Source organism: Castellaniella sp. MT123 (assembly GCF_039614765.1).
Classification (GTDB): Bacteria; Pseudomonadota; Gammaproteobacteria; order Burkholderiales; family Burkholderiaceae_B; genus Castellaniella.
In genome coordinates this window covers 3142128-3156674 of the sequence record NZ_CP154879.1, presented here as the reverse complement: position 1 = coordinate 3156674, position 14547 = coordinate 3142128, and the positions used below count along the sequence as shown (strand labels likewise).

Here is a 14547-nt window from a genome sequence, read left to right as displayed (position 1 = left end):
TGGATCGCCATTATACGGTGTTTTCCAGGACTGCTGTCTGCCGGCGCCAGGCGCCAGGGGACATGCCGTACTGCGCCCGAAACGACCGCCCCATGTGCGCGGCGTCGGCGAAGCCGCAATCGGACGCGATGGCGGCGATGCTCTTGTCCGTTTGTCGCAGCATCCAGGCCACCAGGCGCAGGCGCACGATCCGGGCATGGGCCTGCGGGGTGGTACCCAAATGCTGGCGAAACAGGCGCTGCAGCTGGCGCGGCGACAGGCCCAGGCGCCCGGCCAGGTCGTCCAGGCCCAGAGCCTGGCCGGCGTATTGCTGGATCAACAGCACCGCGCGGCGTACGGCGGGCGGGCTGTCGGCGGGTACGTCCGGCGGTGGTGGCTGGACCTGTCCATGGGGCTCGCCGGGATCGATCTGCAGGCGGCGCAGGGCTCGCCCGATGTCGGCTTCCGGCAGATGACGGCGCAAAATCCGCACAGCCACGTCTGTCACTGATGGGCCACCGGCGCAGGTGATCCGCCGCCGGTCGAACACGGCGGGGCGATCCGTGACCAGCAGATCCGGGGCGAACGCCGGGTACCGCCAGGCAAAGTCGCGATATAGATCACCGCCGACACACAGCCGATGATTGGCCATGACCCCCGCCTGGGCAAGCACGAACACGGCATTGCACAGGCCCACCAGGTGGCGGCCTTCCCGGGCGGCCTGGCGCAGCCAGGACAGCAGCTGCGGCCCAGGTGACGCCGCAGGCACCTGAGGCCCACCGACGACGATGACGTAGTCGAAACGCAGAGGGTCGCCCAGCAGATCGGTCGGCACGACCTGGATGCCGCTGGCCGAACGGACGGGAATCAGCGTATCGGCCACGACTTCCCACGCGCAAGGCCCGGACGCATCGGTCTGTGCGTCCAGCAGGCCCAGCAGATCGGCGAAAGCGGCAAAGGCGCCCATGGCGAACTGCGGCAACAGCACGAAGCCAAGTCTTACGGAAACGGGACTGGTGTACATATTTCCCCACTCTCTTTATGTCGTATTTGTTCATTTTACTGGCTTTTTATGTCGTATAAAGACATGACTTGAATACGTCAGCGAATTATCCAAAAAGATCCATGGGCAATTATGTCGCTTACCTACCCTATTAATGTCGCCTAGGTTCAATCATGATTTCTCCAGATCACTAGAATCGACATCAATCCCAAACCCGCTTACAGAAGGACAATCATGGCACTGTCAGTCTTCGACATCTTCAAAATCGGCATCGGCCCGTCCAGTTCCCATACGGTGGGGCCGATGCGCGCCGCCCGCAACTTTGCCCGCAACCTGGATGCCCGCGGGCTGCTGGCGCAGGTCGCCAGCCTGTCTATCCATCTGTACGGTTCCCTGGCGGAAACGGGTGCGGGTCACCGCACCGATATGGGCATCATGCTGGGGCTGATGGGCGAAGCCCCCGACACGGTAGACCCCGCCGCGATCGGAACGCTGATTGGCGCCGTCGCGCGGGATCGGCAGTTGACGATCTGGGGCCGGCACGGGGTCCCCTTCGACCCGAAAACCGCATTTTCCGGCCGCGTGAAACCGCTGCCGGAACACCCGAACGGCATGCGCTTCATCGCCCTGAACGCGCAGGGGGACGTCCTCCTGGATGAACGCTACGTGTCGATCGGCGGCGGCTTCATCCGGGCGCTGGACAGCATCGAAACGGACGAGACGGTGCCGGAACACGACCCCATGCCCTACCCGTTCGCCAACGCAGCCGAACTCATGGACCAATGCGCACGGCATGGCCTGACGATCGCCCAGCTGATGATGGCCAATGAATCGACGCTGCGCACAGCGGCCGAGGTACGGGCCGGCGTACTGCGCATTGCCCGCATCATGGACGATGCGATCGACCGCGGCTGCGGTCTGCAAGGATCAGTCGATGGCGATGTCCTGCCGGGCGGCCTGAAGGTCCGGCGCAGAGCACCCGCGCTGTTCCAGGAACTGCAGCGCAAGTCCGAAACCGTCACGTCCGGCGCCAGCCGCGCGCCCTACCCGGCCGACGCGGATGACGTGATGTTCGCCATGGATTGGGTCAATCTGTACGCCATGGCGGTCAACGAGGAAAACGCCGCCAGCGGGCGCGTGGTCACCGCTCCCACCAATGGGGCTTCCGGCCTGCTGCCGGCGGTGCTGCGCTATTACCGCACCTTCATCCCCGACTGGTCCGAGGACGGCGTGGTGGACTTTCTGCTGACCGCCGCAGCCATTGGCTTCCTGTACAAGGAAAACGCGTCGATCTCCGGGGCCGAGGTTGGCTGCCAGGGCGAGGTTGGCGTCGCCTGTTCGATGGCGGCCGCCGGGCTGACGGCCGTCCAGGGCGGCACTGTCGCCCAGGTCGAGAACGCCGCCGAGATCGGCATGGAACACAATCTTGGCCTGACCTGCGACCCGGTCGGCGGCCTGGTGCAGATCCCCTGCATCGAGCGCAACGCCATGGGCGGCAACAAGGCGATCAACGCCTCGCGGCTGGCCCTGCACGGCAACGGCAAGCACCACGTGACGCTCGATATGGTGATCGAGACCATGCGCCAGACCGGCGCCGACATGAAGTCCAAATACAAGGAAACGTCGCGTGGCGGCCTGGCGGTGAACGTGGTCGAATGCTGACCAGGCCGGCACCTGCCAGCAGGCCCTGGACGCCGTAACGGGCGATCCGGGCCGGGCCGGACCCCGTTAATCGCGTCCGGCCCGCACCACCCCGACGCTGGCGGCCACCACCAGGCCCACGCCCAGCATCTGGCCGGCACCCATGCCCTGGCCCAGGATCATCCAGCCAGACAGGGCACCGATGGCGGGTTCCAGGCTCATCAGTACGCCGAACGCCGCCGCGGGAAGGCGGCGCAGCGCCTGGATTTCCAGGATGTAGGGCACCAGCGGCACCAGCACGGCCAGGCCGGCCGTCAGCGCCAGCTGCCGTCCGGGAAACAGCGCGGGACCGCTCTCGGCCACCGCGAACGGCAACGACAGCAGCGCAGCGACCAGCAGGGACACCGCCAGCCCTTGCAGCCCCGGAAACGCATGGCCGACCTTCTTCATCATGACGATGTAGACGCCCCAGCCGGTCGCGGCCAGCAAGGCAAAGGCCATGCCGATCGGGTCAGCACCGGATTGGGCGTGCGCATCGCCCCAGGCCAGCATCAGGATGCCCACGGCCGCCAGTAGCGGCCAGGCCAGGGCGCGCCACCCCCGCACCCCCAGTGCGGCTACCATCAATGGTCCGCAGAATTCCAGCGCCACCGTCAAATGCTGGGGCAGGCGTTCGATCGCCAGAAAGAACGCCAGCGTCATCACCGCCATGCCAGCCCCCAGCACCAGCGCCGCGCGCCACTGGACCACACTGAAGCGATGCAGAGGCGGGCGCACGAAAATCAGCAGTACCAGGGCCGCCCAACACAAGCGCAGGCTGGATGTACTGAGCGGGCCATAATCCTGGATGACAGGCACCGCCAGCGACACCCCGGTCTGGACGCTGATCATGGCGGCCACCGCCAGCCCGACGGCCAGCGGACGGCCGCCCCCATGGATCTTCCGGTGTTTCGCCGCGGCGGATGACGGTGTCCCGGAATCGGCTGTCGGCACAGTCCGCCCGCCAGCCTGCTGTGCGGCGTACGACGGCGTGGAGACGGTATTTTGGGACATGGGTGAAAATGGCTTATCGTTGGATACGGTTTTGGACACAGCAGAGACCACTTCCGGAATCATGGCTTTCCGGGCATACGACTATACAGGACACATCGATGACGCCTTTCAGCACTTCCGACACTCGGGACGCCGCCACCCTGCGCAGCCGCGTCCAGGCTCTTTTCGACCGCTCCGGCCTGATGCTGCACCTGGGCGCGCACCTGGGGGACGTGGCACCGGGCCGCGTCCATGTAAATCTGCCCTTTTCACCCGCGCTGACCCAGCACCTTGGCCTGTTTCATGCTGGCGCGACGGCCTCGATCGCAGACGCGGCGGGCGGCTTCGCGGCATACACCCAGGCGCCGGAAAACTGCACGGTGCTGTCGGTGGAATTCAAGATCAATCTGCTGGCGCCCGCCCAGGGCGAATCCCTGGAAGCCATCGGCCAGGTCATCCGCGCCGGCCGCACGCTGACCATCGTCCAGGTGGACGTCTTCGCCCTGAAAGCCGGTGAAAAGACGCCTGTGGCACTGATGCAGCAGACCATCATGAACGTACCGGACCGCGCCTGATGACACTCACCATACCGCTCTCGGTCCTGGACCTGGCCCCCATCACCGAAGGTGGCAGCGCCGCCGAATCGTTCGCCCATTCGGTCGATCTGGCCCGCCATGCCGAATCGTGGGGCTACAAGCGATTCTGGATGGCCGAACACCATGGCATGAGCGGCATCGCCAGCGCAGCCACGGCCGTACTGCTCGCGCATATCGCCGCCGCGACCTCACGCATCCGGGTCGGCGCGGGCGGCATCATGCTGCCCAACCACTCGCCGCTGGTCATCGCCGAACAATTCGGCACGCTGGAAGCCCTGCATCCGGGCCGCATCGATCTGGGGCTGGGCCGCGCACCGGGCTCGGACCAGACGACGGCGCGGGCACTGCGCCGCACGCTGGCCACAGACGCGGATGAATTCCCCCGCGACGTGGTCGAACTGATGGGCTATTTCGAGGGCGCCAATCCGGTCCATGCCGTCCCCGGCGAAGGTTGCCGGATTCCGGTCTGGATCCTGGGATCCAGCTTGTTCGGTGCCCAGCTGGCGGCCGCGCTGGGCCTGCCCTATGCCTTTGCTTCGCATTTCGCGCCCGCCCAGATGATGGATGCCGTCAGCCTGTACCGGCGGCATTTCCGCCCCTCGACGCATCTGGAAAAACCTTACGTCATGCTGGGGTTCAACGTGTTTGCGGCCGACACGGACGATCAGGCACGGCTTCTGGCCAGCTCGTGGCAGCAGTCTTTCGTCAATCTGCGCACCGGCCGGCCCGGACGCCTGCCCCGGCCGGTGGATGGCTACCTGGAATCCCTGCCCCCGGTTGCCCGGGATCTGCTGGACCATATCCTGTCCTGCGCGGCCATCGGCGCACGGGACACGGTCGCGGCACAGATCCAGGCATTCGTCGAACGCACAGGCGCCGATGAGCTGATGCTCACCTGCAACATGCACGACCACGCCGCGCGGCTGCGATCCTACGAGATCGTCGCGAGTCTCAGGGCGCAATAGGCAGCGCCCGCTTGTGGGCGCTGCGCCGCCAGGTGTCGACGATGATCTCGAAGACTGCGGGGGATACATCCCTGCCTTCCAGAAAATCATCGATCTGCTCGTAGCTCACACCAAAGGCGTCCTCGTCGGGCTTCAGCGGTTTGAGCAGTTCCAGATCCGCGGTGGGGACTTTGAACACCAGCGCGTCGGGCGCGCCCATCGCGCTGGCCAGGGCGCGCACCCGGCGCTTGTTCAGGCCCGCCAACGGCGTGACGTCGGCCGCTCCGTCGCCGAATTTGGTGAAGAACCCCATCATGGCCTCGGCCGCGTGATCGGTCCCGATGACCAGACCGCCACGCGCCCCGGCGACGGCATACTGCGCGATCATGCGCTGGCGCGCCTTGATGTTGCCATGCAGGAAATCCTGCTGCGCGGCATCGCGGAAGACCTGACCGGACGCCTGGACGGCGGCCAGCATGGCATCGGCCGCCGGCCGGATATCCACCGTCAGGGTTTCATCCGGCTGAATGACGCCCAGACCCGCCTGAGCGTCGGCCTCGTCCAGCTGCGTGCCATAGGGCAGGCGCATGGCCACGAAGCGGGCCTCGCCACCTTCGTCCCGGACACGCTGGACGGCCCGCTGCGCGAGGCAACCGGCCGTCATCGAATCGACCCCTCCGCTGATGCCCAGCACCAGGGCACGGGCGCGCGTGGCGCGCAGCAGTTCGGCCAGGAAATCCACGCGCTGCTCGATTTCGACCTGCGCATCGAATTCGTCACGCACGCCCAGCCCCAGGCGAATCCGCAATTGCAGGGCACGTTGTTCGGCATTCAACACAGCAATACTCCAGATCGGCCGACCAGCCGGCAAGCCAGCGTCCCGTTCGGTGAATCAGCCAAACGGAACGCCAGGGAATGAACAGGGCTGGATCCCCACAGGAAATCCAGCCCCATACGATACTTCGGAATTGCCCGCGCTCGCGCGGCGGGCGATTCAGGGATGTCAGCGATCCTCGAAGCGATCCAGCACGGCGCCCGTGCTGGCGTCAGAGCAATTGAACGCGAACTTCGCCTGCACCCCGCGCAGATACCGGGGTTTGGGCGCGGTCCAGGCGGCGCGGCGTCTGGCCAGGACTTCGTCGGACACATTCACCTGCAGCAGCTGTTGATGGGCGTCGATGGTGATGGAATCGCCTTCCTCGACCAGCGCAATCGTGCCGCCCACCGCCGCTTCCGGCGCCACGTGGCCCACGACCATGCCCCAGGTGCCGCCCGAGAAGCGCCCATCGGTGATCAGGCCCACGGAGTCACCCAGCCCTTCGCCCACCAGGGCACTGGTCGGCGCCAGCATCTCCGGCATCCCGGGCCCGCCCTTGGGGCCCAGATAGCGCAGCACCATGACGTCGCCGGCGTGGATCTTGCCCGCCAGGATGGCGTCCATGGCGGACTGTTCATCATCGAACACCCGGGCGGGACCTGTAATCGCGGGATTCTTCAGCCCGGTGATCTTCGCAACCGCGCCCAGTTCGGCCAGATTGCCCTTCAGAATGGCCAGGTGGCCTTCGGGATACAAGGCTTTGTCCAGCGTGCGGATCACGTCCTGATCGGCTCGCGGCACGTCGGGAACATCGGCCAGGGTCTCGGCGATGGTCTTGCCGGTGATGGTGATGCAGTCGCCATGCAGCAGGCCGGCGTTCAGCAGCAGTTTCATCACCTGGGGCACACCGCCCGCCTGGTGGAAATCGACCACCAGATGTTTGCCGCTGGGCTTCAGGTCGCAGATGACGGGCACGCGGCGGCGCACGCGCTCGAAATCGTCGATGGTCCATTCGACGTCGGCCGCATGGGCGATCGCCAGAATGTGCAGCACGGCATTGGTCGAACCGCCCGTGGCCATGATGACGGCCACGGCGTTCTCGATGGATTTGCGCGTGACGATGTCGCGCGGCTTCAGGTCCAGTTTCACGGCATCGAGCAGCACGCGGGCGGATTCGGCGGCCGAATCGGTCTTTTCCTGGTGCACGTTGGCCATGGTGGACGAATACGGCAGGCTCATGCCCATGACCTCGAAGGCCGAGCTCATGGTGTTGGCGGTGTACATGCCGCCACAGGACCCGCTGCAGGGAATGGCGTGGGTCTCGATGTTGTGCAGGTCTTCTTCGGACATGCGGCCCGCCGCGTGTTCGCCCACGGCCTCGAAGACGCTGACGATGTTCAGATCCTGGCCGCAGTAGCTGCCCGGCAGGATGGTGCCCCCATAAACGTAGATGGACGGGACATTGGCGCGCAGCATGCCCATCATGCCGCCGGGCATGTTCTTGTCGCAGCCGCCGATCACCAGCACGCCGTCCATCCACTGGCCCTGGACACAGGTTTCCACACAGTCGGCGATGACTTCGCGCGACACCAGGGAATACTTCATGCCCTCGGTACCCATCGCCATGCCGTCGGAAATCGTCGGCGTGCCGAACATCTGGGGATTGCCGCCGGCAGCCTTGACCGCCGCCACGGCCGCGTCGGCCAGCGGCTGCAGGCCGCTATTGCAAGGCGTGATGGTGCTTTGCCCGTTGGCGATGCCGATCATGGGCTTGTTGAAGTCGTCCTCGGTGTAGCCCAGGGCGTAATACATCGAACGGTTCGGTGCGCGGGCTACCCCTTGGGTGATGTGCGAGGAACGCAGCGGCTTGGCCATGACGGAGTCCTTTCGAAAAATCGATACACAATTGTTCAGTGTAAGGCTTTCGGGTGCCGACAGGCCCGACACGCACATGCGGCGCGTGGGTATTGGAGCCCGCCTGCCCGGTCAGAAGTCGCGCCGGGCAGGCCGCGCCAGACCTTCGAGAAAGGCCGGGTCCAACAGGACCCAATCCCGGCGCCCACCTACGATATGGCCCTGGGCCACCCAGTCCGCCAGCAGGCGGCTGAGCGTTTCCGCGCGAATGCCCAATTGCGCCGCCAGCTGACGCTGGGTCAGCGGCAGTTGCACCTGGTGGTCCGGTCCGGCGGACAGACCCAGCAGGTAATCGGCCAGCCGTTGCGCCGCCGTGCTGTCGCTGAGCCACTCGACTTCGTTGACCCGCTGATAGACCCGATCACTGAGCCGGGTCAGCAGCCGCAAGGACAATTCCGGCCACGCGGCGCAGGCGGCCAGCAGGCCGTCGCGTTTCAGGCACAGGACCACCGCATCGGTATGCGCCCGGGCATCCATGGGATACCGGCCATGGCTCATGAACATGGCGGTTTCGGCCAGCAACTCGCCGGCGACGAACCGGTGAAACATGCGCTCCTGCCCCTCGCGGGCATGGCGCAGGACCTCGATCTCGCCGCTGCGAACGTACAGGTATTCCAGGGCTTCGTCGCCCTCGTGAAACAGGAAGTCGCCGCTTTCGACATGAAGGCTGGCGGCATCCCGCAGCAGCAGATTGACGGCCGCGGGCGAAGCCCCCTGGAACAGGGAGTGCCCGAGAACCAATGGCGGATCGTCTCGCATGACGATCAACCCAGCTGGCCCACGTCGCGCACCGCGCCCCGGTCGGCCGAGGTCGCCAGCGCGGCATAGGCGCGCAGCGCCTGGGAAACTTCGCGCTGCCGGTCGACGGGCTTCCAGGCCTTCGCGCCACGCGCCTGCATGGCCGCACGGCGCGCCGCCAGGGTCTGTTCGTCGATCGCCAGATGGATACGGCGGTTGGGGATGTCGATCTCGATGGTATCGCCGTCCTCGACCAGGGCGATATTGCCGCCCTCGGCGGCCTCGGGCGAGGCATGTCCGATCACCAGGCCGGACGAACCGCCGGAAAACCGCCCATCCGTCAACAGGGCCGCGCATTTGCCCAGCCCCATGGATTTCATGTAGGACGTGGGGTATAGCATCTCCTGCATGCCGGGGCCGCCCTTCGGCCCTTCGTAGCGGATGATGACCACGTCGCCGGCCACGACCTCGCCGCCCAGAATGCCCTGCACCGACGTTTCCTGGCTTTCGTAGACGCGGGCGCGCCCCGTGAAGGTCAGGATGCTCTCATCCACCCCGGCGGTCTTGACGATGCAGCCGTTCGGTGCCAGGTTGCCATACAGCACGGCCAGCCCGCCATCCTGCGAATACGCATTCGCGTGATCGCGGATGCAGCCAGCCTCACGATCCAGATCCAGGGTCTCGTAGTAGCGATCCTGGCTGAACGCCCTCTGGGTGGGCACACCCCCCGGCGCGGCGCGATAGAAATCAGCCACGGACTCTCCGTGTTCTCCGCGCACATCCCAGCGACGGATGGCTTCGCCCAAACTGCCGGCATGCACATTGCCGGCGTTCAGGTCCAACAGGTCGGCACGGGCCAGCTCGGCCAGGATACCCATGATGCCGCCTGCGCGATGCACGTCCTCGACGTGATATTCCTGCGTGGCCGGGGCAACCTTGCACAGGCAAGGCACGCGGCGCGAAATCCGGTCGATATCGGCCATGGTGAAGGCCACACCGGCCTCTTGGGCAGCCGCCAACAGGTGCAGCACCGTATTGGTGGATCCGCCCATGGCGACGTCCAGCGTCATGGCGTTGCTGAAGGCCTGGAACGTCGCGATGCTGCGCGGCAGCACCGAAGCGTCATCCTGTTCGTACCAGCGCTTGCACAGCTGCACGATCAAGCTGCCGGCCAGCTCGAACAGGCCACGGCGGCGCGCATGCGTGGCCACCACCGTGCCGTTGCCCGGCAGTGCCAGGCCCAGCGCCTCGGTCAGGCAATTCATGGAATTGGCCGTAAACATGCCCGAACAGGAACCGCAGGTCGGGCAGGCGCTGCGCTCGACGGACTCAGCCTGCTCGTCGGTGATGTTGGGGTCGCCAGCCTCGATCATGGCATCGACCAGATCGAGCTTGCGCACGACGGTCTTGCCGTCCTTGGCAATGACCTTGCCGGCTTCCATCGGACCGCCGGAGACGAACACGGTCGGGATGTTCAGGCGCATCGCGGCCATCAGCATGCCCGGGGTGATCTTGTCGCAATTGGAGATGCAGACCATGGCATCGGCGCAGTGCGCATTGACCATGTATTCCACCGAATCGGCGATCAGCTCGCGCGATGGCAGTGAATACAGCATGCCGCCATGCCCCATCGCAATCCCGTCATCCACCGCAATGGTGTTGAATTCCTTCGCCACGCCGCCGGCCGCTTCGATCTGGCGCGCCACCAGCTGGCCCATGTCCTTCAGGTGGACGTGACCCGGCACGAACTGGGTGAAGGAATTCACCACGGCAATGATGGGCTTGCTGAAATCGCCGTCCGTCATGCCGGTGGCACGCCATAACGCGCGCGCGCCTGCCATGTTGCGGCCGTGGGTCGAGGTACGGGAACGATAGTGCGGCATGGAAACGATCCTGAAAACGGAAGGTGTAAAACCGCTTATGATAAACGGTTCCTCCTGCCCACAGAACCGGGCAGGCTGGCCGCACGCCTCGTTAATCCCCGATGATGGAGACCTCGTGAAGCTCGCAACCCCGCCCGACGCCATTTCCCCGCTGCGACAGGACATCCGGCTGCTGGGCCGAACGCTAGGGGAAGTCATCCGGGAATGCGAGGGACGCGGGGTCTTCGACGTGATCGAAAAATTGCGCCGGGCCGCCGTCAAATTCCGCCGCGAAGGGCTGGACAGCGATGGCCGCATGCTGGAACGCCAGATCCGGCGCCTGGCCGACGGCGAGGCCAATTCCGTGGCGCGCGCCTTCAGCTATTTCCTGCATCTGTCGAACATTGCGGAAGACCGCGACCAGACCCGCCGGCAACACCAGCAATGGCAGGCTGAAGGTCCGGCCACGCCGGGCGGCCTTCAGCACGCGGTGGACCGGCTGAAATCCAGCGGCCTGTCGGGCGCGCGCATCCGTCAGCACTTGTCGCAGGCCTGCATCGTGCCCGTGCTGACGGCCCACCCGACCGAAGTCCAGCGCAAAAGCACGCTGGACCTGCATCAGGCCGTCGCGCTTCATCTGCGCCACATGGACGCACCGCGAACCCCCCTGGAAGCCGCACATCGGCACGAACGCCTCACGGGCCTGATCGCGGACCTGTGGCAAACCCGCATGCTGCGCCAGACCAAGCTCACCGTGCTGGACGAGATCGACAACGCTCTGTCCTACTACACCAGCACCTTCTTCAGCACCCTGCCCCAGCTGCACATGGACATGGGCGCGCTGCTGCGCAAAGCGCCGCGCTCGGTCTTCGACGTGGACAATACGCCGCTGCCGCCCTTTGTCCACATGGGCAGCTGGATCGGTGGCGACCGCGACGGCAATCCCAACGTGGATGCCTCCACCCTGGAACAGGCGCTGCTGCGCCAGTGCGCGCACGCGTTGCGCCACTATCTGACCGAGGTGCATGAACTGGGCGCCGGGCTGTCGGTCTCCCAATCCCTGATGCAGGTCACCCCGGCACTGGCCGCGCTGGCGGCGGGCAGCCAGGAACCTTCGCCCCATCGCCAGGACGAACCCTACCGGCGCGCCTGCATCCACATCTATGCCCGCCTGGCCGCCACCGCGCAGACCCTGATAGGACGCCGGCTGGCGCGCCGCAATACGTACGACGCCCCCGCCTACACCAGCGCCGCCGAACTTGCCGGCGATCTGCGCACGATGGCCGAATCGCTGGACGCGCACCATGGCGCGCTGGTCGGCCGCCTGCGCCTGACCCAGCTGCGCCAGGCGGTGGAGATCTTCGGCTTTCACCTGGCCACGGTGGATCTGCGGCAAAGCTCCGACGTGCACGAACGCGTGCTGGATGAACTGATGCGCCAGGCAGGCGTCACGCTGGACGGCAAGGCCGTTCACTATGCGCGTCTGTCCGAGGCCAACCGCATCCGCATCCTGCGCCAGGAACTGCGCGAGCCACGTCCCCTGGTATCGCCCTGGATCGAATACTCGGCCGAAACAACCAAGGAACTCGCCATCCTGCGCATGGCCGCCGACTGCCGGCGACGCTTCGGAGCCGCCGCCATCCGCCAGTCCATCGTCTCGCACACGGAAACCCTCAGCGACCTGCTGGAAGTGCTGGTGCTGCAGCAGGAAACCGGATTGATCGCCCCAACGGTGGGCAATACCGAGCCCCGCGAAGGGCTGATGGTCGTGCCCTTGTTCGAAACCATTCCCGACCTGGAACGCGGCCCCGACATCATGGACGCCTGGTTGTCTCTGCCAGAAGTCGCCACCCGGGTGCGGCAGGCCCAACGTGGGATCCAGGAAGTCATGCTGGGCTATTCGGACAGCAACAAGGACGGCGGCTACCTGACGTCGAACTGGTCGCTCTATCAGGCGGAACGCCGCCTGGTCGAGGTCTTCAAGAAACACCGCACGCGCCTGCGCCTGTTCCACGGCCGCGGCGGATCCGTAGGACGCGGCGGCGGCCCCAGCTACGACTCGATCCTGTCGCAGCCCCCGGGCACCGTGAATAACCAGATCCGCCTGACCGAACAGGGGGAAATCATCCAGGGCCGCTATAAAAACGCCGAAGTCGGCCGCTGGCACCTGGAACTGTTCGTCGCCGCCACGCTAGAGGCCAGCCTGGCGGGTACCCCGGCCGCCCGCCACGAAGACCAGAATGCGGCACGCTACGGCGAAGCCATGGCCTGGATGTCGCAGACCGCCCGCCAGACGTACCGGGACCTGGTCTATGGCACCGAAGGGTTCACGGACTACTTCTTCGCCTCGACTCCGATCCGGGAAATCGCCGGGCTGAACATCGGTTCGCGGCCCTCTTCCCGCAAGGCACTGCAGCGCATCGAAGACCTGCGCGCCATTCCCTGGTCGTTTTCCTGGGCGCAATGCCGAATGGCGCTGCCCGGCTGGTATGGCGTGGGTACGGCGCTATCCCGCTATGTGGACGAAGGCGGTCCCGATCAGGCCCTGGGCCGCGAGGAACGCCTGGAACGCTTGCGTTCGATGGCCCGCGACTGGCCGTTCTTTCGCACCCTGCTGTCCAATATGGAACAGGTGCTGGCCAAAACGGATCTGGCGATCGGCAAGGCCTACGCCGAGCTGGTCGCCGACAAAGCGCTGCGCAAGCGGATCCTCACCCGGATCGAGGCCGAATACCACGCCACGCGGCAGGCGTTCCGCGACATCACCGGCCACGACCTGCTGGCCCACGACGCGCCGCTGCGGGCAGCCCTGGCCGAGCGCTTCGCCTACATCGACCCGCTGAACCACCTGCAGGTGGAACTACTGCGCCGCATGCGCTCGGGGGCCGCGTCGGCGCACCGCGCCAACGAGCAGGAATCCCGCGACCAGCGGGCGATCCACATGACCATCAACGGCATCGCCGCCGGACTGAGAAACTCAGGGTGAGCCGCCTGCAGGCGGCTCACAGTATGCGGATCAGGCAGGCAGGGCTTCGATCAGTTCGCGCAGGGTCGCTTCTTCTTCAGGATTCAGGTCCGAGAGCGGCGCACGCACCGGGCCGGCGGGATGACCGACGATGCGGGCGCCCGCCTTGACGATGCTGACGGCGTAGCCGGCCTTGCGGTTGCGGATTTCCAGCATGGGCAGGAAAAAGGTGTCCAACAGATGGCCGATGGTGGCGTCGTCACCGGATTTCACGGCTTGATAAAACTTCATGGCGGTGGCCGGGATGAAGTTGAACACGGCCGAGGAATACACCGGCACACCCAGGGCACGGTAGGCTGCGGCAAAGACCTCGGCGGTGGGCAGGCCGCCCAGATAGGCGAAACGGTCGCCCAGACGGCGGCGCACCCGGACCATGTTCTCGATGTCGCCCACGCCGTCCTTGAAGCCGATCAGATTGGGACATTCGTCGGCCAGCTGTTCCAGCACGGAAGCCGACAGACGGCACTGGCCGCGATTGTAGAGGATCACCCCGATGTCCACGGACTGGCAGACTTCCTTGACGTGGCGCGCGATGCCGTCCTGGGGCGCCTCGGTCAGGTAGTGGGGCATCAGCAACAGGCCGACCGCGCCTTTTTTCTGGGCTTCCTGGGCAAAGGCGATGGCGTTGCGGGTGGGGCCACCCGCCCCGGCCAGGATCGGCGTGTGATCCCGACAGGTCTTGACAGCAGTTTCCACGACCTTCGAATAGTCATCCAGCGTCAGGGAAAAGTATTCCCCCGTGCCGCCAGCGGCAAACAACGCCCGGGCACCGTACGGCATCAGCCATTCCAGGCGGGCCTGATAGCCCTTGGGGTCGAAATCGCCGTTGTCTTTGAAATCCGTGACGGGAAAGGACAGCAGCCCGTCGTTCATTATTTCCTTCAATTCCTGGCAAGAGATCATGAGAGCATCCTCTGGTAGATAGGGAGGGGGGTTTTCATCCCCTTATCGCATATACGTTATACGTTATCATACAACATGGAGTTTGAAGTCGCA

Annotated in this window: 11 protein-coding genes; 4 read left to right on the top strand and 7 right to left on the bottom strand. The window is 65.6% G+C overall.

Annotated elements, in window-relative coordinates; all coding sequences use genetic code 11:
- Positions 1 to 10: 10 nt before the first annotated feature.
- Positions 11 to 1003 carry a helix-turn-helix domain-containing protein gene (locus ABCV34_RS14850; RefSeq protein WP_345796988.1) on the bottom strand — a complete coding sequence of 331 codons (993 nt, stop codon included), beginning with the start codon at positions 1001 to 1003 and terminating at the stop codon, positions 11 to 13.
- A 213-nt stretch (positions 1004 to 1216) separates the two neighbouring features.
- Here ABCV34_RS14850 and ABCV34_RS14845 point away from each other — a divergent pair, with 213 nt between their 5' ends.
- Entirely contained in the window at positions 1217 to 2644 is a 1428-nt protein-coding gene (locus ABCV34_RS14845) for an L-serine ammonia-lyase (protein WP_345796987.1), read from the top strand.
- Positions 2645 to 2710: 66 nt separating this feature from the next.
- On the opposite strand, the gene ABCV34_RS14840 is transcribed toward ABCV34_RS14845, so the two are convergent.
- The gene (locus ABCV34_RS14840) at positions 2711 to 3676 is read right to left on the bottom strand and encodes an EamA family transporter (protein ID WP_345796986.1); all 966 of its coding nucleotides are present in this window, start codon (positions 3674 to 3676) and stop codon (positions 2711 to 2713) included.
- A 98-nt stretch (positions 3677 to 3774) separates the two neighbouring features.
- Here ABCV34_RS14840 and ABCV34_RS14835 point away from each other — a divergent pair, with 98 nt between their 5' ends.
- Both ABCV34_RS14835 and ABCV34_RS14830 read left to right on the top strand, forming a co-directional pair.
- Positions 3775 to 4230: a PaaI family thioesterase gene (locus tag ABCV34_RS14835; RefSeq protein WP_345796985.1), complete on the top strand. Its 456-nt coding sequence runs from the start codon at positions 3775 to 3777 to the stop codon at positions 4228 to 4230.
- On the top strand, positions 4230 to 5216 hold the full coding sequence (locus ABCV34_RS14830; protein ID WP_345796984.1) for an LLM class flavin-dependent oxidoreductase: 987 nt from the start codon (positions 4230 to 4232) through the stop codon (positions 5214 to 5216). Before ABCV34_RS14835 ends, ABCV34_RS14830 begins: the two co-directional genes overlap by 1 nt.
- Here ABCV34_RS14830 and nadE read toward each other — a convergent pair.
- The 4 genes from nadE to ilvD (ABCV34_RS14810) form a co-directional block, all read right to left on the bottom strand.
- The gene (nadE, locus tag ABCV34_RS14825; protein ID WP_345798802.1) at positions 5203 to 6009 is read right to left on the bottom strand and encodes an ammonia-dependent NAD(+) synthetase; all 807 of its coding nucleotides are present in this window, start codon (positions 6007 to 6009) and stop codon (positions 5203 to 5205) included. The two genes, ABCV34_RS14830 and nadE, sit on opposite strands and share 14 nt — an antisense overlap.
- Positions 6010 to 6198: 189 nt before the next feature.
- Entirely contained in the window at positions 6199 to 7887 is a 1689-nt protein-coding gene (ilvD, locus tag ABCV34_RS14820) for a dihydroxy-acid dehydratase (protein WP_345796983.1), read from the bottom strand.
- A gap of 111 nt (positions 7888 to 7998) precedes the next feature.
- A complete protein-coding gene (locus tag ABCV34_RS14815; RefSeq protein ID WP_345796982.1) occupies positions 7999 to 8685 on the bottom strand; it encodes a Crp/Fnr family transcriptional regulator in 687 nt (228 codons plus the stop codon).
- A gap of 5 nt (positions 8686 to 8690) precedes the next feature.
- The gene (ilvD, locus tag ABCV34_RS14810; protein ID WP_345796981.1) at positions 8691 to 10547 is read right to left on the bottom strand and encodes a dihydroxy-acid dehydratase; all 1857 of its coding nucleotides are present in this window, start codon (positions 10545 to 10547) and stop codon (positions 8691 to 8693) included.
- 115 nt (positions 10548 to 10662) lie between these two features.
- Between ilvD (ABCV34_RS14810) and ppc the strand changes: the two genes are divergently transcribed.
- Positions 10663 to 13512, top strand: a complete 2850-nt coding sequence (gene ppc, locus ABCV34_RS14805) for a phosphoenolpyruvate carboxylase (RefSeq protein WP_345796980.1) — start codon at positions 10663 to 10665, stop codon at positions 13510 to 13512.
- A 30-nt stretch (positions 13513 to 13542) separates the two neighbouring features.
- Here ppc and kdgD read toward each other — a convergent pair whose 3' ends face one another.
- On the bottom strand, positions 13543 to 14454 hold the full coding sequence (gene kdgD, locus ABCV34_RS14800) for a 5-dehydro-4-deoxyglucarate dehydratase (protein WP_345796979.1): 912 nt from the start codon (positions 14452 to 14454) through the stop codon (positions 13543 to 13545).
- Positions 14455 to 14547: the final 93 nt, after the last annotated feature.

What these genes read in the sequence shown, in the direction of transcription:
- ABCV34_RS14850 (WP_345796988.1), bottom strand. Translation starts at nt 1,003, where the DNA reads ATGTACACCAGTCCCGTTTCCGTAAGACTTGGCTTCGTGCTGTTGCCG.
- kdgD (WP_345796979.1), bottom strand. Translation starts at nt 14,454, where the DNA reads ATGATCTCTTGCCAGGAATTGAAGGAAATAATGAACGACGGGCTGCTG.
- ABCV34_RS14830 (WP_345796984.1), top strand. Translation starts at nt 4,230, where the DNA reads ATGACACTCACCATACCGCTCTCGGTCCTGGACCTGGCCCCCATCACC.
- ABCV34_RS14815 (WP_345796982.1), bottom strand. Translation starts at nt 8,685, where the DNA reads ATGCGAGACGATCCGCCATTGGTTCTCGGGCACTCCCTGTTCCAGGGG.
- ilvD (WP_345796981.1), bottom strand. Translation starts at nt 10,547, where the DNA reads ATGCCGCACTATCGTTCCCGTACCTCGACCCACGGCCGCAACATGGCA.
- ilvD (WP_345796983.1), bottom strand. Translation starts at nt 7,887, where the DNA reads ATGGCCAAGCCGCTGCGTTCCTCGCACATCACCCAAGGGGTAGCCCGC.
- ABCV34_RS14835 (WP_345796985.1), top strand. Translation starts at nt 3,775, where the DNA reads ATGACGCCTTTCAGCACTTCCGACACTCGGGACGCCGCCACCCTGCGC.
- ABCV34_RS14840 (WP_345796986.1), bottom strand. Translation starts at nt 3,676, where the DNA reads ATGTCCCAAAATACCGTCTCCACGCCGTCGTACGCCGCACAGCAGGCT.
- ABCV34_RS14845 (WP_345796987.1), top strand. Translation starts at nt 1,217, where the DNA reads ATGGCACTGTCAGTCTTCGACATCTTCAAAATCGGCATCGGCCCGTCC.